Annotated in this window: 18 protein-coding genes; 10 read left to right on the forward strand and 8 right to left on the reverse strand. The window is 72.2% G+C overall.

Annotated elements, in window-relative coordinates; genetic code table 11:
- Positions 1-224 precede the first annotated feature (224 nt).
- From ACFYVJ_RS32650 to ACFYVJ_RS32680, 7 genes are all read left to right on the forward strand, one after another.
- A complete protein-coding gene (locus tag ACFYVJ_RS32650) occupies positions 225-1,691 on the forward strand; it encodes an APC family permease (protein WP_388899394.1) in 1,467 nt (488 codons plus the stop codon).
- A complete protein-coding gene (locus tag ACFYVJ_RS32655) occupies positions 1,688-3,115 on the forward strand; it encodes an FGGY family carbohydrate kinase (protein ID WP_388899397.1) in 1,428 nt (475 codons plus the stop codon). The genes ACFYVJ_RS32650 and ACFYVJ_RS32655 overlap by 4 nt, the downstream gene beginning before the upstream one ends.
- The gene (locus tag ACFYVJ_RS32660) at positions 3,112-4,548 is read left to right on the forward strand and encodes an NAD(P)/FAD-dependent oxidoreductase (protein ID WP_388899400.1); all 1,437 of its coding nucleotides are present in this window, start codon (positions 3,112-3,114) and stop codon (positions 4,546-4,548) included. Before ACFYVJ_RS32655 ends, ACFYVJ_RS32660 begins: the two co-directional genes overlap by 4 nt.
- Positions 4,545-5,798, forward strand: coding sequence for an NAD(P)/FAD-dependent oxidoreductase (locus ACFYVJ_RS32665; protein WP_388899403.1), 1,254 nt, complete (start codon positions 4,545-4,547; stop codon positions 5,796-5,798). Before ACFYVJ_RS32660 ends, ACFYVJ_RS32665 begins: the two co-directional genes overlap by 4 nt.
- A gap of 178 nt (positions 5,799-5,976) precedes the next feature.
- Positions 5,977-6,846 (forward strand): helix-turn-helix domain-containing protein, encoded by an 870-nt coding sequence (locus tag ACFYVJ_RS32670; RefSeq protein ID WP_388899406.1) that lies wholly within the window; start codon positions 5,977-5,979, stop codon positions 6,844-6,846.
- Positions 6,847-7,022: 176 nt separating this feature from the next.
- Complete coding sequence (locus ACFYVJ_RS32675) at positions 7,023-7,787, forward strand: SDR family oxidoreductase (RefSeq protein WP_388899410.1); 765 nt, start codon at positions 7,023-7,025, stop codon at positions 7,785-7,787.
- Positions 7,788-7,875: 88 nt separating this feature from the next.
- Entirely contained in the window at positions 7,876-8,190 is a 315-nt protein-coding gene (locus ACFYVJ_RS32680) for a nuclear transport factor 2 family protein (RefSeq protein WP_388899413.1), read from the forward strand.
- Between the two features lie 111 nt (positions 8,191-8,301).
- On the opposite strand, the gene ACFYVJ_RS32685 is transcribed toward ACFYVJ_RS32680, so the two are convergent.
- Both ACFYVJ_RS32685 and ACFYVJ_RS32690 read right to left on the reverse strand, forming a co-directional pair.
- Positions 8,302-8,814 carry a phospholipase A2 gene (locus ACFYVJ_RS32685; RefSeq protein ID WP_388899415.1) on the reverse strand — a complete coding sequence of 171 codons (513 nt, stop codon included), beginning with the start codon at positions 8,812-8,814 and terminating at the stop codon, positions 8,302-8,304.
- Between the two features lie 150 nt (positions 8,815-8,964).
- On the reverse strand, positions 8,965-9,243 hold the full coding sequence (locus tag ACFYVJ_RS32690; RefSeq protein ID WP_388899418.1) for a hypothetical protein: 279 nt from the start codon (positions 9,241-9,243) through the stop codon (positions 8,965-8,967).
- A 237-nt stretch (positions 9,244-9,480) separates the two neighbouring features.
- On the opposite strand from ACFYVJ_RS32690, the gene ACFYVJ_RS32695 reads away from it, so the two are divergent.
- Positions 9,481-11,304: an alkyl/aryl-sulfatase gene (locus ACFYVJ_RS32695; protein ID WP_388899421.1), complete on the forward strand. Its 1,824-nt coding sequence runs from the start codon at positions 9,481-9,483 to the stop codon at positions 11,302-11,304.
- Positions 11,305-11,316: 12 nt separating this feature from the next.
- Here the strand turns inward: ACFYVJ_RS32695 and ACFYVJ_RS32700 are convergent, their stop codons facing one another.
- Positions 11,317-11,628 carry a hypothetical protein gene (locus tag ACFYVJ_RS32700; RefSeq protein WP_388899424.1) on the reverse strand — a complete coding sequence of 104 codons (312 nt, stop codon included), beginning with the start codon at positions 11,626-11,628 and terminating at the stop codon, positions 11,317-11,319.
- Positions 11,629-11,705: 77 nt separating this feature from the next.
- Entirely contained in the window at positions 11,706-11,981 is a 276-nt protein-coding gene (locus tag ACFYVJ_RS32705) for a hypothetical protein (protein ID WP_388899426.1), read from the reverse strand.
- 130 nt (positions 11,982-12,111) lie between these two features.
- Between ACFYVJ_RS32705 and ACFYVJ_RS32710 the strand changes: the two genes are divergently transcribed.
- A complete protein-coding gene (locus ACFYVJ_RS32710; protein ID WP_388899429.1) occupies positions 12,112-12,498 on the forward strand; it encodes a VOC family protein in 387 nt (128 codons plus the stop codon).
- Positions 12,499-12,522: 24 nt separating this feature from the next.
- Here the strand turns inward: ACFYVJ_RS32710 and ACFYVJ_RS32715 are convergent, their stop codons facing one another.
- The gene (locus ACFYVJ_RS32715; protein ID WP_388899432.1) at positions 12,523-12,906 is read right to left on the reverse strand and encodes a winged helix-turn-helix transcriptional regulator; all 384 of its coding nucleotides are present in this window, start codon (positions 12,904-12,906) and stop codon (positions 12,523-12,525) included.
- Positions 12,907-13,005: 99 nt separating this feature from the next.
- Between ACFYVJ_RS32715 and ACFYVJ_RS32720 the strand changes: the two genes are divergently transcribed.
- On the forward strand, positions 13,006-13,407 hold the full coding sequence (locus tag ACFYVJ_RS32720; RefSeq protein WP_388899435.1) for a Rid family hydrolase: 402 nt from the start codon (positions 13,006-13,008) through the stop codon (positions 13,405-13,407).
- Positions 13,408-13,417: 10 nt separating this feature from the next.
- On the opposite strand, the gene ACFYVJ_RS32725 is transcribed toward ACFYVJ_RS32720, so the two are convergent.
- From ACFYVJ_RS32725 to ACFYVJ_RS32735, 3 genes are all read right to left on the reverse strand, one after another.
- Entirely contained in the window at positions 13,418-13,894 is a 477-nt protein-coding gene (locus ACFYVJ_RS32725; protein ID WP_388899438.1) for a (2Fe-2S)-binding protein, read from the reverse strand.
- Positions 13,895-13,909: 15 nt separating this feature from the next.
- Positions 13,910-16,201, reverse strand: a complete 2,292-nt coding sequence (locus ACFYVJ_RS32730; RefSeq protein WP_388899440.1) for a molybdopterin cofactor-binding domain-containing protein — start codon at positions 16,199-16,201, stop codon at positions 13,910-13,912.
- Between the two features lie 125 nt (positions 16,202-16,326).
- Positions 16,327-16,950, reverse strand: a complete 624-nt coding sequence (locus tag ACFYVJ_RS32735; protein WP_388899442.1) for a TetR/AcrR family transcriptional regulator — start codon at positions 16,948-16,950, stop codon at positions 16,327-16,329.
- Between the last annotated feature and the right edge of the window lie 48 nt (positions 16,951-16,998).

Genomic DNA, 16,998 nt, shown 5'->3' on the forward strand with positions numbered 1-16,998 from the left:
TCCTACGGCTGCGCCACGCCGACGCCGGACCGAGCGTCCGGGCTCACGCACGGACAATGCCCGCGACGCCCTCTTGACTATGCTCGGGCACGGATCCACAATCACAGGAATTCTCAGTCAGAAATCCACATGAACGGTCAGGCGGTCGAGCTATGGCAGACGTAGAGGCACGTCCCCCGGGAGCGGAGCCTGCGGGTCGGGACGGCGGCCGGCCCCAGCAGCGGATGGCGCGCGAGCTGGGCTGGTACGCCTCGTTCTCCGTGGCCTTCGGCTTCGTCTCCATCGCCACCGGGATCTTCACCACCTACGGGGCCGTCCTGAGCACCTCGGGCCCGCGCGGCATCTGGGCCTGGCCGATCGCCGTGGTCGGCCAGCTCTCCATCGCCCTCGTCTTCGGCGCCCTCGCGGCCAGGATCCCGATCAGCGGCTACTCCTACCAGTGGGTGTCGCGGATCGTCGGGCCCGTATGGGGCTGGATCATGGGCTGGGTCTCGTTCGCCTTCCTGGGGGTGGTCCTGGTCGCCGTGGACTACACCATCGCCTCGACCATCCTCCCGGAGCTGTTCCAGTACGTGGGCACCACACAGAACGCCTGGGTGATCACGGCCGTCGTGGTGCTTCTCCAGGCCGTCCTGGTGGCCGCCTCGACGCGGTTCACCCACCGGGTCAACAGCACGGCGGTGACCGTGCAGCTCATCGGCATGATCGCCCTGACCGTGCTGCTCTTCGTCGTCGGCGCCCTGACCGGCAAGCTGGACTTCGGCCATCTCTTCGAGGCCGGTCCCGTTCCCGAGAGCGGGTACTACGCGCTGGGCGGTGCCACCGAGGCGGGTCCCTTCGCCCTGGCGTTCCTGCTGGGCGCGTTCACCATCGTCGGGTTCGAGTCGGCGGCGAACCTGGCGGAGGAGACCAAGAACCCGGCCCGCGTCATCCCCAGGGCCATGGTGCAGGCCGTGATCTCCCTGGGCGTGCTCGGCCTGCTCTTCCTGGTCGCGATCACCGCCGCGGCCGGGCGCGTCGACGGCGTCGGCGCGTCGGACACCCCGGTGGCCACCGTGATCACCGCCGTGCTCGGCTCGGTCGTGGGCAAGATCCTCCTGGTCCTGGTGGTGATCTCGATCTTCTCGTGCGGGCTCGTGATCACCCTGAGCGGCACCCGGCTGGTGTACGCGATGTCCCGGGACGAGCGCTTCCCCGGCTGGCAACTGCTGCGCCGCATCCACCCGCGTACCGCGACGCCGCTGAACGCCTCGGTGTTCATGATGCTGATCGCGCAGATCATCCTCGCGGTATTCTCCCAGTCCACCGACGCGCTGTTCGAGCTGTTCTCCGCCGGCACCCTGCTGCCCGCCCTCATCTACGCGGGAACCGTCGCGATGTACGCGGCCAAGCGCCGCTCCCTGCCGCCGTCCCGGGGGTTCACGCTGGGCCGCTGGGAGATCCCGGTCCTCGTCGTCGCGGCCGTGTGGCTGGTCTACGAGCTGCTGATCTTCCGCGACGCCTCGTTCCGGGCCCCGTGGATCTACGTGCTGGTCCTCTTCGCGATCGGCGCCGTCTACTTCGCCGGTCTGCTGCTCCGCAACGGCCGGGCCGGCCTGACGATGCCCGACCTGGCCGACGTCGACCGGTCGCTGGACACGGCCGACGCCTCGATTCCGCGGCCCAAGGCCGCGGAAGGGAACGCGCGATGAGCGCGATCCTCGCCATCGACCAGGGCACCTCCGGCACCAAGGCCATCGTCGTCGACGCCGAGGAGGGGATCGTCTCGATCGCCGAGGAGACGATCCGCCCGGCCTACCTCCCCGGCGGAGGCGTCGAGCAGGACCCGCGGGAACTGCTCGGCTCCGTCCTCAACACCGGCCGCCGTGCCGTCCGCGAGGCCGGCCGGCCGATCGACTGCGTGGCCCTGGCCAACCAGGGCGAAACCGTCCTGGCCTGGGATCCGGCCACCGGAGCACCGCTGTCCCCGGCCCTCGTCTGGCAGGACCGGCGGGCGGAGTCCGTCTGCGCGGAACTGGCCGACCGGGCAGACGACATCGCCCGGCGCACCGGGCTCGTTCTCGACCCGTACTTCTCCGCCCCCAAGATGGCCTGGCTGCGCCGCCACCTCACCCGCGAGGGGGTGGTGACGACCACCGACACCTGGCTGGTGCATCACCTCACCGGCGAGTTCGTGACCGACGCCGCCACCGCGAGCCGCTCCCTCGTCCTCGATCTCGACAGCGCCACCTGGGACGACGAGTTGCTCGACCTGTTCGGCCTGGGCGGCGAGCGCCTTCCCCGGATCGTCGCCTCCGACGAGATCGCCGGCACCACCCGGGCCTTCGGCCCGGCGGTGCCCGTGGCGGGCCTCGTCGTCGACCAGCAGGCGGCACTGGTCGCCGAGGGCTGCCTGGAGCCGGGCGCCGCGAAGTGCACCTACGGAACCGGGGCGTTCCTGCTGGCCAACACCGGCCCGAACCCGGTGCGTTCCGGCGCCGGACTCACCACGTCGGTGGCCTGGCAGCGGCACCGCGAGACCACGTACTGCGTGGACGGGCAGGTCTACACCGTCGCCTCCGCGGTGCGCTGGCTGGAAGACCTCGGCCTCGTACGGTCCGCGACCGAACTGGACACGCTCGCCGCCGCCGATACGGAAGGGGTGCTGTGCGTCCCCGCATTCGCCGGTCTTGCCGCCCCGTGGTGGGCCCCGGACGCCACCGCCTCCTTCACGGGCATGACGCTGGCAACCCGCCGCGAGCATCTCGTCGCCGCGGTGCTGCAGGGCATCGCGGCGCAGGTCGCCGAGTTGTGCAAGCTGGTGGCCGGCGACATCGGCAGGCCGCTGACCCGGCTGCGCGCGGACGGCGGTCTGACCAACTCCGCCGCCCTCATGCAGGCCCAGGCCGACATCGCGCAGATCCCCGTGGACGTCTACCCGCACGGCCACGCCACTCCCCTGGGCGCGGCCGCCCTGGCGCGCTGCGCCCTCGATCCGGCGCTCAGCCTCGAGGAGGCAGTGGGCGACTGGCGGCCCGCCACCGTCTACGAGCCACACTGGTCCCGGGAACGCGCCGAGGAGTTCCGTATCGCGTGGGCCGCCGCGGCCGAAGCCGCCAAGGGAGACCGCACATGACCGCCACCCCCCCTCGTCCGCACGACGGCGTCTTCGACGTCGCGGTGATCGGCGGAGGCATCGTCGGCGCGGCCATCGCCCGCGAGCTGTCCGGATACGACCTCGCCGTCGCCCTGCTCGAAGCCCGCGACGACGTGGGCGACGGCACCAGCAAGGCCAACACCGCCATCCTCCACACCGGATTCGACGCCAAGCCCGGCACCCTGGAGTCCGGACTGGTCGCCCGCGGCTACCGGTTGCTCGGCGCGTACGCCGAGGCCACCGGCATCCCCGTGGAACGCACCGGAGCCATCCTGGTGGCGTGGACCGGCGAGGAGCTCGACGCGCTGCCCGGGCTGAAGGAGAAGGCCGAGGCCAACGGCTACGGGCACTGCCGGATCGTCGGCCCCGACGAGGTCTACCGGGATCTCCCCGACCTCGGCGAGGGCGCGCTCGGCGGGCTGACCGTCCCGGACGAGGCCATCATCTGCACCTGGACCACCAACCTCGCGCTGGCCACCGACGCACGGCAGCGCGGTGCCACCATCCTGCTCCGGCACGCCGTCACCGGCGTCGACGCGGGAGACGAGGCGACCACCCTGCACACGGCGGCCGGTGACGTACGGGCCCGCTGGGTCGTCAACGCGGCCGGCCTCGGGGCCGACCACATCGACCGCCTCCTCGGTCACGACCGCTTCACGGTCACCCCCCGCCGCGGCGAGCTCTTCGTCTTCGACAAGCTGGCCCGCCCGCTGGCGAACAAGATCATCCTTCCGGTGCCCTCGTCCCGCGGCAAGGGCGTGCTCATCGCCCCGACCGTCTACGGCAACGTGATGCTCGGCCCCACCGCCGAGGACCTCACCGACCGCAGCGCCACGGGCACTTCGGAAGAGGGCTTCGACTTCCTCCTCAGCAAGGGCGCGCGCCTGATGCCGCGTCTGCTCGCAGAAGAGGTCACCGCCAGCTACGCGGGGCTGCGCGCCGCGATCGACCACCACGACTACCTCATCGAGACCGAACCGCGGCAGCGCTACGTCCTCGTCGGCGGCATCCGCTCCACCGGGCTGACCGCGGGCATGGCCATCGCCGAGCACGTCCGCGGGCTGCTGGCAGACGCCGGCCTGGCCATGCGGGCCCGCGACGCACTGCCCGAGCCGCCGCGGATGCCCAACATCGGCGAAGCCTCCCCGCGCCCGTACCAGGACACCGGCCTCATCGCCCGCGACCCCGCCTACGGCACCCTCACCTGCTTCTGCGAGCGGGTCACCGAGGGCGAGATCCGCGACGCCTGCCACGCCGCCGTACCCGCGCGGACCCTGGACGGCCTGCGCCGCAGGACCCGCGCCATGAACGGCCGCTGCCAGGGCTTCTACTGCGGCGCTGCCGTCGCCGCCCTGTACGAGCGGCACCAGACCCACGACGGCTGCCACCACCACAGCGGGGACGACCGATGACGCACCAGCCGCCTCTGACCACCCCCGACGTGCTCGTGATCGGCGCCGGCCCCGCCGGGCTGACGGCTGCCGCCGAGCTGGCGGCAGGCCGGGCCGGCAAGGTCCTCGTCGTCGACCGCGAGCCGGCCGCCGGCGGCGTCCCCCGGCACAGCGACCACACCGGCTACGGGCTGCGCGACCTTCACCGCGTGCTGTCCGGGCCCGCGTACGCTCGCCGGCTCGTCGACCGGGCCGCCGCGGCCGGGGCCGAGATCCGTACGCGTACCACCGTGACCGGCTGGTCCGGCGCGGACACGGTCGAGGTCACCAGCCCCGAGGGCCGCTACCGCATCCGGGCCAGGGCGATCGTGCTGGCCACCGGCGCACGGGAGCGCCCCCGCACCGCACGCCGCATCCCCGGAGACCGGCCCGAAGGGGTCCTCACCACCGGGCAGTTGCAGAATCTCGTCCACCTCCACCACCGCCCCGTCGGCAGCCGCGCCGTGATCGTCGGCGGCGAACTCGTGAGCTGGTCCGTGGCCCTCACCCTCCGCGAAGCGGGCTGCACCCCCGCCCTGATGATCAGCGAGCACCCGAAGGCGGAGTCCTACGCCGCGTTCAACGCCGCCGGGCGGACGGCGCTGCGCGTGCCCGTGGCCACCCGCACCCGCGTCACCCGCGTCATCGGCAAGAACCGCTGCGAGGCCGTGGAGATCGAGCACCTCGACACCGGCCGCCGCCGCACGGTCGCCTGCGACACCGTGGTCTTCACCGGCGACTGGATCCCCGACCACGAACTGGCCCGCGCGGCCGGCCTCACCCTCGACCCCGGCACCCTCGGCCCGCTCACGGACACCGCGCTGCGCACCAGCAGCCCCGGGATCTTCGCCGCCGGAAACCTCCTGCACCCGGTGGACACCGCGGACATCGCCGCCCTCGACGGCCGCCACGTCGCCGAACAGGTCCGCCGCCATCTGCACGGCGAACCCCGGCCGGCCGAGGGCGTACGCCTGATCGCGGACGCCCCGTTCCGCTGGATCTCGCCGCAAGTCCTGCGCCCCGGCGATCCGGCACCGCCGCACGGCCGGCTGCTGCTGTGGACGGACACCTTCGTCCGCTTCCCCAGGATCACCGTCCGGCAGGACTCCGGAACCGTCGCCACCCGCCGGCTCCCCTGGCCGGCCGCCCCCGGCCGCGCTTTCCGGATCCCGTCGGCCGTGCTGGACGGCGTCTCGCCCACGGGCGGCCCGGTGCACATCGGCGTGCGGTAGCCGTCCGGCGGCGCTCGGCCCGGCGGAGCCGGGACCGGCTCCGCGGACCACCGCGTCGAGGGAGTTCGGCGCGGCAGGATACAGGTCGACGTGGTGGCCGCGGGCGAGCAACGCACGGGTCGACGGGGGGCGCGGGCTTTCTCCGCGGCCGGGGTGGGGCCGCCGCGACAATGACGCGGTGAGCGGTTCTTGCATCAAACCTCATTTGACGTGTCTGCACGGCAGCGGGCGGGAGTTGGGCCACGCGGTGGTGGAACGGGCGGTGGAGCGTGCCGCCGGGGTGTCGGACACCGCGCCGCTGCCGGTCGGGCCGCCCGTACACGTACTGGTGGTGCACACCGGGCGGTCGGCGAACCTGCGTTGGTCCGCGGACGGGGCGGCACGCCGTGAGCGGTTCCACTCCGGGGAGGCGCTGATCAACCCGGCGGGGTGGGCCTCGCGGCCGCGCTGGCAGGAGGACGTCGAGCTGCTGTTGCTGGGGATGGAACCCGCGTGGCTGGAGCAGATGGCGGCGGAGGACGGCCGCCGGGGGCGGTTCGAGCTGGTGCCGCGCTTCCACTTCACCGACCCGCTGCTGACGATGCTGATGGAACGGCTCGCATCCGAGTACGCGCGCCCCGGCCCGGCCGACTCGCTCTACGCGCAGGCGCTGGTGCAGGCCGCGGCCGCCGTGGTGGTGCGGCGGGCGAGCGAGGGACGGGGCACCGCGGCGCGGGACGGCGCGATGCCGTCGCGGCGGCTGGCGCAGGTCATGGACTACATCCACGCCAACCTCGCCGAGCGGATGGCCTTGGCGGAACTCGCCGCGGTCGCGGGCGTGAGCACCTCCCACTTCACCCGGCTCTTCCGCGCCTCCACCGGGCAGTCCCCGCACCAGTTCGTGCTCCAGCAGCGGCTGGAACGGGCACGCCGCGCGCTGCTGCACACCCGGCGGCCGATCGCGGACATCGCGACCGAGGCCGGCTTCGCCGACCAGAGCCATCTCACCCGGATGATGCGGCGGCACGGCGGGATCACCCCGCAGATGCTGCGGGAGGGCGCGGGCTGACGGCATCCGCTCTGCCTCGGGTCGGCGTGCCGGGCGGGGTACGCCGGTGACGGGTGAGCGGTTCGTTCCACGGGTGCGCTGATCGTTCAAGAACCGCGCCCCGTGCTGCGGCGAGGGTGGTGGCGTGACCCGGACCACCGGGCCGTACCACCCGTGCGACACCGCAGGAGACCGCCATGGCGTACCCCCCGGACAACGCGCTCAGCGGCAAGGCCGCCTTCGTCGGCGGCGCATCGCGCAATCTCGGCGCCCTGATCAGTACGGCCCTGGGCGCCGAGGGCGCGCTGGTCGCCGTGCACTACAACAGCGACTCCTCCCGGGCCAGGGCCGAGGAAGTGGTCGCGCGGATCGACGGCGGCCCCGGCGAAGCCTTCGCCGTCCAGGCCGACTTGACCAGGCCCGCGGAGGTCGAGCGCGTCTTCGACACCGTCGTCGACCGCTTCGGCAGGCTCGACTACAGCGTCAACACCGCCGGCATGGTGCTGAAGAAGCCGCTGGCCGAGATCACGGAGGAGGAGTACGACCGGTTGTTCGCGGTCAACTCCAAGGCGGCGTTCTTCGTGATGCGGGAGGCCGCACGGCGGATCGAGGACGGCGGGAGGATCATCACGGTGCTCACCTCCCTGCTCGCCGCGTACACCGGTCTGTACTCCGCCTACGCCGGGAGCAAATCCCCGGTCGAGCACTTCACCCGGGCACTCTCGAAGGAGCTCTTCGGCCGCAACGTCTCGGTCAACAGCATCGCGCCCGGGCCGATGGACACCCCGTTCTTCTACCCGGCCGAGGACTCCGACTCCATCGCGTACCACAAGTCCTCGGCCATGAACGGCGAGCTGACGAGGATCGAGGACATCGTCCCCTGGATCCGCCACCTGCTCACCGACGGCTGGTGGGCCAACGGCCAGACGCTGTTCCTCAACGGCGGCTACACGACCCGCTGAAGGCCGGGCGGGCCGGCGACCACCGCTGCCCGCCGCCCACGGCCCAGCCGGCCGGCACACACTCGCCCACGACCCACGGGAGTCATTCATGTCCGCGCGGACCCTCGACCCGGCGGTGGCGGTCTTCGTCGCCGCCGTCAACGCCGGCGACCGCGGCGCGTTCTTCGCCGTGCTCACGGACGACGCCACGATGTCCGACGACGGCACCGACTACGGCCTCGTGCCCTGGACCGAGCGGGAGATCTTCTCGGCGGAGGGCCGCATGGACATCGAAACCGTGTCCCCCGACGGCCGCTCCCTGCTCGCCACGTACACGAACACCACGTGGGGCACCATGCACACCCGCTGGACCTTCACCATCACCGACGGCAAGATCAGCCACTTCGAGACCGGTCAGGCGTGATCTGCGCTGCGGGCGTCGGCGGGTGACGCGGTGGCGAAGCCGACTGCGGTCTGCACCCGGGCGGAGAGCAGCGGGTGGGGCGTTGCTGGTCTCCGCCTGGCTGGGTGTCTTCTAGAAGAACGAGCTGTCGCCGCCCAGTTGGACCGCCTCGTAGTACGCCTCCGCCGCGTTCACGCAGGTGAGGTGGGAGAGGCGGGAGCTGTCGCGGTCGTCGCAGATGCGGCGCATCTCGGTGCGGAAGCGGCCGTCGATCCAGTTCTTGGTCTCGCGGGTGGGGCTCAGCTTCAGCTCGTGATCGGCGCCGTAGTTGCGGTAGCCGAAGTCGTGGAGGACGCACGCGGGGCGGAACACCTCGCTGTACGGGGCGTAGCCGGTGGGGACGGAGCAGCCGTCGTTCGTCCAGTTGAACGGGGGGACGTGCGGAGTTTCGGCGAACTCCGCATAGGTGAGGTTCATGATGGCGTCGGCCTGCTCGCGCAGCGTCGGCGCTGCTGCGGGAGCGGAGTCGGTGCCGGTGCCGGCGGCCTCGGCCGTCGTGGCGCCGAGGGTGGCCGCTGTCAGGAGGGCCAGGGTGGCGGCCGCTGTCGACAGCTTCGCACGCAGGATGCGGCTGATCTTGTTCATGCCGGGAGGGTGCGCACCGGTGCCGCGATCATGCGGGGCTGGTCACGAATCCGCCCGTACGGGTCCGGTGGACCGCCCGGTCGGCCGAAGCGGGGCCCGCCCGGCGCGGAGGGCCCGTTCGCCCCCGCGCCGGGCAGGCGCCGGTTTCGGTCAGGGAGCGTCGAGGGACTCCTCGAGGCCCTTCATCTCCTCGTCCTGGACCTCCTGCACCAGACGCTGGCCGGTCTTGTCATCGATGCCCTCGCAAGCCTCAGGCTTGTCTTCGAGGGCGCCTTCCTTGCCCGCCGCGACGTCCTTGAACCCCTTGCTGATGGCCTCCTTGCAGGCTGCCTCATCCCCCTCGCTGTCGCTACCACAACCGGTCACGGCGAAGGTCAGTGCCGCCGCAGCCGCAACAAGAGCGGATACACGGGCAGTGCGCTTGTGCATGATTCCCCTAGCAAATACGTGTTCGGACCGGTGAATCCTGTCCGACCACGGCGGCCCGTGTCTTCCGGTGTGACTGTTTGGTGACCTGACCGGGACACGATCACAAGGATTCGGATCGTCAGGTTCGAAGAGCCGGCTGTTCTACGCGTGTCACTCGAACGGCCCGGCCCGGCGAGTCCGGCCTACGTGCCTGCCAGAGGCTGGTATCACGGCATTTACCCCCGTGGGAGGACCTGTATGGCCACGCCCGATCCCAGCGACCGCGCCGACTTCGAGGCCGCCGACCGCGGTTTCCTCGCCGGCCCCGTCGAGCGGCAGGTCACTGCCGCGGACGGACGGGTGGTGTGGGACTTCGACGACACCGCCTTCCTTGGTTCCCTTCCCAATGGCAACCATCCCGACACCGTGAACCCCAGCCTGTGGCGGCAGGCGAAGCTGTGTGCGCGGGCCGGGCTGTACGAGGTGGCCGAGGGCGTGCTGCAGGTGCGCGGGTACGACCTGTCGAACATGACCCTGATCGAGGGCGGCCAGGGGGTCGTCGTCGTGGATCCGCTGATCTCGCGGGAGACCGCCGCCGCCGCGCTGGCCCTGTACCGCGCGCAGCGCGGCGACCGGCCCGTCACCGGCGTGGTCATCACGCACTCGCACCTCGACCACTTCGGCGGCATCCTCGGGGTCCTCGACCCGGACGCGGACGCGGACGTGCCGGTCATCGCCCCGGCCGGGTATCTGGAGCACGCCGTGGCGGAGAACGTCTACGCCGGCACCGCGATGCTGCGCCGCGGCTTCTACTACGGCGGCATGAATCTGGAGCGCGGCCCCGCCGGGCTGGTCGGCATGGGGCTGGGCTTCACCGCCTCCACCGGTACGCCCGCGCTGCTGCCCGCCACCCTTGACGTCACTCACACCGGGCAGACCGAGACCGTCGACGGGGTGCGGTTCGTCTTCCAGATGACGCCCGGCACCGAGGCACCGTCGGAGATGAACTTCCTGCTGCCCGACCACCGCGCGCTGTGCATGGCCGAGAACGCCACCCACAACCTGCACAACATCCTGACCCTGCGCGGTGCCCTCGTCCGCGACGCCCGCGTGTGGGCCCGCTATCTCGACGAGGCGCTACGGCTCTTCGCCGCCGGCGCCGACGTGCTGTTCGCCTCCCACCACTGGCCGACCTGGGGGCAGCGGGCGATGCACGACTTCCTCACCGAGCAGCGGGACCTGTACGCGTATCTCCACGACCAGACCCTGCGGCTGGCCAACCAGGGCTACACCGGCACCGAGATCGCCGAGATCATCGAAATGCCGCCGTCGCTCGCCGCCGCCTGGCACACGCACGGCTACTACGGCACCGTCAGCCACAACGTCAAGGCCATCTACCAGCGCTATCTCGGCTGGTACGACGGCCACCCCGCCTCGCTGTGGGAGCACCCGCCGGCCGAGACCGCCAAGCGCTACGCCGAGTGCATGGGCGGCGTCGACGCCCTGGTGGCCAAGGCCGGCGCGTACGCCGAGGACGGCGATCTGCGCTTCGCCGCGCAGCTCCTCAAGCACGCGGTCTTCGCCGACCCCGCCCACACCGGCGCCAGGAACACACTCGCCGACGTCTTCGAACGGCTCGGCCACGGCGCCGAGTGCGCCACCTGGCGCAACTGCTATCTCGTCGGCGCCCGCGAGCTGCGCGAAGGCGTCAGCCGGACCGACATCGCCGCGAGCAGCCTGATGGCCGCGCTCAGCGTGGAGCAGCTTCTCGACTCCGTCGCCATCGTCGTCGACGGCCCCCGGGCGTGGGATCTCCACCTCACCCTGGACTGGCACGTCACCGATCTCGGCGAGCACCACCGCGCCACGCTCTCGCACGGCGCCCTCACCCACCACCGCCTCGACGGCCATCCCGCGGAGCCCGCCGACGTGTCGCTGACGCTGACCAAGGCCCAGTTGCTCGCGCTGCTGGCGGGCGAGGATCCGGAGGACATCGAGCACACGGGCGACCTTGGCGTGCTGCGCACCCTGCTGTCCGTCCTCGACAAGCCCGACCCGGACTTCGCCGTCGTCACCCCCTGAGGTCGCGCGGGATCAGCCCGCGGGCGGCGGGCCCCAGCCGCCCTGCGGCTGCTGCGGGGGCGGCGGGGCGCCGTAGGGCTGCTGCGCCGGGTACGCGGGGGGCTGGTGCGCGGTGTGCCGGGTCGAGCCGCCGGGGCCGCGGTCCAGTACGCCGCAGGCCACCGCGCCGATCATGAGGCCGATGCCGAGGTACGAGCTGGACTCGCGGATCTGCTGGAACTCGATGCTCTCCACGTCGGAACGCTCGGCGATCATCGGCATCGCGAATCCCTGCACGAGGAAGTACAGGCCGCAGACGAACAGCAGCCATCCGAAGATTTTCATACGCGGCACCCTACGTCGCACACGCGCGTTACCAGGCCGGATTCCGCTTCCCGAAGTCCGCGCGGACGCACCGGCGTTCAGGCTATGTCGCCCGCCCAGGCCCAGCGCCCCGGAGAGCCGGGCGCGGGGACGTACGTGGCGCGGCCGCCGGCGCCGAAGCGGCCCAGCTCGGTGGGCAGCGCCGCGCCCGCGGCGGTCTCCGCCGCGGTCCAGCCGGTGATGTCGAGCAGCAGCCCGTCCAGGGGGCCGCCGACCAGCTCCGCGTAGTCCCGGCCCGGCCGCGGCCCCGGGTGCGGATCGTCGTGTTCCGTGCCGTACACCCGGCCGCGCAGCAGCTCCTCGTCCCTGTCCATGACCCCAGCCTCTCAGCCGCCACTGACACTCCGCCCCGGCCGGAGCGGCCTGCGCGGCCGGCGCCGTGCGTGGCCCTGCCGGACCACCCGGGGCCGCGCGGGGCCGGGAAGCGGCCCGTATGCTGCCTGCATGGCATGCCGAATCACCGAACTGGTCATCGACACCGCCGATCCCGAGCGGCTCGCCGTGTTCTGGAGCGAGGTCCTCGGTTACGTCGAGCTCGGCCGGGAGGACGACGGCACCATCGAGATCGGGCCGCCCGACGCCGGTTTCGGGGGCCCGCAGCCCACGCTCGTCCTGAGCGCGAACAGCGATCCGCGCCGGGGGAAGCTGCCCCTGCACATCGACGTCAACGCCACCGACCGCGACCAGGATGCGGAGCTGGAGCGGCTGCTGGCGCTCGGGGCCAGGCGCGTCGACATCGGCCAGACGGGCGAGGAGAGCTGGTACCCGCTCGCCGACCCCGAGGGCAACGAGTTCTGCCTGCTGCGCTCCCGGGTGCGGCCCGTGGGCTGACGCCCTCCGTGCCCGCTCCGGCCGTCAGGCGTCGAAGCGGCTGCGCGCGTCCTCGATGTGGCCCAGGTACTGCTGGGTCCAGTCGCACATGGCGTCGACCGTGCCCCGCAGGGCGCGGCCGGGCTCGGTGAGGGTGTATTCGACGCGCGGCGGGACCGTGGGGTAGACCTTCCGGTCGACCAGGCCGTCCCGCTCCAGCGTGCGCAGGTTCTGGGTGAGCATCTTGTGGCTGACGCCCTCGACCTCCCTGCGCAGCTCGCTGAAGCGCAGGGTGCGCTCGCCGAGCGCTTCGATGATCAGCAGCGCCCACTTGTTGGCGACGTCGGAGAAGATCTCCCGGGCCAGGGAGTCCGCGCGCCTGAGGTCCGCGTCCGCGGGCAGGCCCTCACGTTCGTGCTTGGTCACCATCTGGTTCCTCAGTCACCGAAAAGTGCGTTCTTCCAGGTCAGCGTTCACTCTCTTACAGTTTCCGAGTAACCGCAAGAGAGCACAGGGAGGACCCCCACCATGGCCACCACCGACGCCTACAGCCACGGCGTGGCACCCGAGAACGACTTCGGCTACGCCCAGGCGATCAGGTCCGGCGAGCTGATCCACGTCTCCGGGCAGGTCGCCTTCGACGAGGGGGGCGAGTTCGCGTACGCGGACGACTGCGCCGGGCAGCTCACGCTGACGTACGCCAACCTCGACAAGGTCCTGGAGCACTACGGCGCCACCCGCAACCAGATCGTCTCGCAGACCGTGTACGGCGTGCACCTGCAGCGGCACGCCGAGGCGATCTCGGCCGGCAACCTGGCGTACTTCGGCACCCACCGCCCCGCCAGCACCGTCGTCGGCGTGACCGAGCTGGCCTTCCCCGGCCAGCTCGTCGAGATCGCCGTGGTCGTGGACACCCGGCTGCCCGCCTGAGCGACCCGCCTCACATCCGCTCGGCGCCCGCCCTGATGGCCTCGCGGATACGGACGTAGGTGCCGCAGCGGCAGATGTTGCGCAGGCCGTCGAGGTCGTCGTCGGTGATCTCGCGGCCCTCGGCGGCCACGCGGCGCACGAGGGCCACGGCGGCCATGATCTGGCCGGGCTGGCAGTAGCCGCACTGGACGACGTCGTGGTCGAGCCACGCCTGCTGCATGGGGTGCAGCTCGTCGGCGACCGTGTCCGCGAGCCCCTCGATCGTGGTGACCTCGTCGGCCGGCCGCAGGTCGCCGACGGGGATGGCGCAGGGGTTGACCGCCTTGCCGTTGAGGTGGCTGGTGCACGCCTTGCAGACGTTGATGCCGCAGCCGTACTTCGGTCCGGTGATGCCGAGGACGTCGCGCAGCACCCACAGCAGGCGCACGTCGTCGGCCACGTCGACGGTGACCTGCCGGCCGTTGACGCGGAATGTGTGCTCGGGCACGGGGGTCTCCTAGCCTCAGCGAGCCTGGTCCAGGCCGTCGGTGGGGGACGCGGGGATGGGCGGGACGGTCGGTTTGGGGGTGAAGGAGAGCGTGCCGTGGTTGATCGGGAAGACGGTCGGCATCGTTCCGGTCGCCCGCCCGTACGCACACGCCACCGCGGCCATCGACGCGGCCACCCCCAGCTCCCCCGCTCCGCCCGGCTCGTCGGAGGTGTCGGGCATGACGATGATCTTCAGCTCGGGCGGGGTGTTCCACTGCCGGGTGTAGAAGTAGTTGTCCCAACTGGCTTCGAGGAAGTGGCCGTCGCGCAGGTGCAGGCTCGACGTCAGGGCCAGCGCGATGCCGTCCATGAAGCAGCCCATCATCTGCGCTTCCAGCCCGCGCGGGTTGACCGTGAGGCCGACGTCGACGGCGAACACGGCCTTGGTGACACGGGGGCCCGCGACGCCGTCGCGGATCGGGCGGCCGACGGTCCCGGGCCGGCAGTCGATCTCCACCAGGGCCGCGCTGACCGACTTGTACTCGGAGTGGAAGGCGATGCCCTGCGCGGTGCCCTCGGGCATCCGCCGGCCCCAGTCGCCGGCCTCCGCGGCCTTCTCCAGGACCGCGCGGGAGCGGGCGTCGCGCAGGAAGTCGCGGCGGAAGCCGTACGGGTCCTTGCCCGTCTTCTCCGCGAGCCGGTCGACGATCAGCTCGCGGGCGCAGGTGACGTCCGGCGAGTAGACGTTGCGCATGCTGCCGGTGTTGAAGCCCTTGTCGGTCTCGTTGAGAAGCCGGGTGGCCGGCCCGAACCCGTACGGCATCGACTGGGTGAGGTGGAAGAACGTCTGGGAGAAGCCGATGTCGCCGACCGGCAGCCGCGCGGCCATGGCGGTGAGCAGCTCGCCGAGCCCGTGGCCGAAGTCGGTGGCGACGCTCGTGTGCCGCTGCCTGAAGCCGAGGACGGCGCCGCCGGCGTAGTCGGCGCGCACCCGGGAGGTGGCCATGGGGTGCGTACGGCCCTGGCGGGCGTCGTCGGCCCGGTGCCACATGAGCTTCACGGGCTTGCCGGTCCTGCGGGAGACCTCGACGGCTTCCAGCGCGGCGTCGAAGAACAGCTTGCGGCCGAAGGAGCCGCCGCCCTGGACGACATGGACGGTGACGCGGGCGAGGGGCAGGCCGAGCCTGGCGGCGATGGCCTCCTTGGCGACGATCGGCGACTTGAGCGACGACCAGACCTCGGCGCGGTCGGGGCGTACGTCGGCGATCGCGCAGTTGGGCTCCAGCGCGCTGTTGCTGCGGAAGTGGAAGGTGAACTTGCCCTCCACGTGGGGCGTGAGCGGCGGCAGCCCCATCGGCGGCTCGGCCGCGGCGAGTTCGCGCAGCACGGTCTCGTCCGACTTGCCCTCGGCGGTGCCGGGCAGCCAGTCGACGCGCAGTGCGCGTACGGCGTCGATGCACTGGCCGAAGGTCTCGGCGCGTACGGCCACGCCGGTGTCGATCGGCACGACGTCGGTGACCCCGGGCATGGCGGCGACGTCGGCGAGGTTGGCGACGGCGCCGGGCTTGCCGTTGATGGTCGGCGGGCGGCAGACCATCGTGGGCTTCGCGCCGGGGACGTCGAGGTCCATCGCGAACTTCTTGCGGCCGGTGACCGCGTCCCGGGCGTCGATGCGGTTGTGGGGCCGGCCGATGACGGTGAAGTCCTCGCGGGCAGTGAGCCGGACCTCGACGGTCTCGGAGCGGGTGGCGGCGGCCTTGGCGGCGAGGGCGCCGATGCCGACGGCGGCGCCTGAGCGGTCGTGGACGGCGCCGTCGCGCAGGGTCAGGTGCCCGACGGGCGCGCCGAGTTCGGCCGCGGCGGCGGTGAGCAGCCGGTGGCGGGCGACGGCGGCGGCGACGCGGATGGGGGTGTAGGTGGCGATGGTGGTGTTGGAGGCGCCGGTGAGCTGGTTGAACAGCAGCTCGGGGCGGGCCTCGGCCAGCGTGACCCGTACCCGCTCGGGCGGCACCGACAGCTCCTCGGCGACGAGCATCGCGGTGGAGGTGGTGATGCCCTGTCCGACCTCGGCGCGGGGCAGGGCGAAGGAGACGCTGCCGTCGGCCTCGACCTCGACGGTGATGAGGCCGGAGGTGGGCAGCGCGGCGGCGGTCATGACGTCGTTGAGGTCGAGGAGTTCGGTGAGGTCGGGCGAAGGGACGGCGCCGGCCGCTTGGGCCGGGGCCAGTTGGGCGGCGGCGACGAGGGTCGGGGCGGCCAGCACGTAGCCGAGGAACCTTCGCCGGCCCGGTCCTTCGTGCGGCCGTGCGCCGTTCGGTCCGGTCATCGTCCGGCTCCTTCCGCCCGGTTGCCCTGGGTGCCGCCGCCGCGGGCGGCGGCCCGCGGTGGGGAAGTACCAGAACGTACCGGCCGGGGCGCCGCGCGGCACAGAGAAGATCCGGCCGCGCGCCGTCAGCCGCCGCCCGGCCCCCCGCTGAGGGCCCCCACCGCGAGCGCGCGGGCGGTGTCGGCAAAGTACTGCTCGTCGGCGCCCGGCGCGAGGTCGAGCAGGACGCCCTGGGTGAGGCCGACGAACAGGGCCCTGAGCGCGGTGACGAGCCACTGCGCCTGACCGGGCGTGACGCTGCCGCCGCCGTGAGCGCGTCCGGTGAACAGCGCCGCGAGCCGGCGTTCCTGCGCCTGGATGGTCTGCGCGAGCTGCGCGCCGAGGCCGGGGTCGTGCAGGGCCATGTCCAGCAGGGTGATCTGCAGCGCGAGGTCGGACCTGGCCTCCGGGGTATCGCAGGAGCGCCGGTAGTAGCGGGCGAAGGCGCCGACCGCCGCCAGGAGGTCCGCCTCGCGCGGGACGGTCTGCTCGATCTCCGCGTAGTGGGGCCGCAGGTAGTCCTCGACCAGGGCCATGAGCAGGCCGTCCTTGCTGCCGAACAGGGAGTAGACCGCGCCGGTGGTCAGGTCCGCGTTCGCGGCGATGTCCTCCAGCCGGGCGCGGTAGCCGTCCCGGGCGACGAGCTGGAACGCCGCGTCCAGGAGGGCCCGGCGGTTGCGCTCCTTGGTCTCCGCTCTCGTCTTTCTCATAGTCTGGTTATTCTAATAATGAGATTACGCAAACGAAAGGGGCGGCTC

Origin of the sequence: Streptomyces sp. NPDC004134 (genome assembly GCF_042874195.1) — a bacterium.
Taxonomy (GTDB): Bacteria; Actinomycetota; Actinomycetes; order Streptomycetales; family Streptomycetaceae; genus Streptomyces.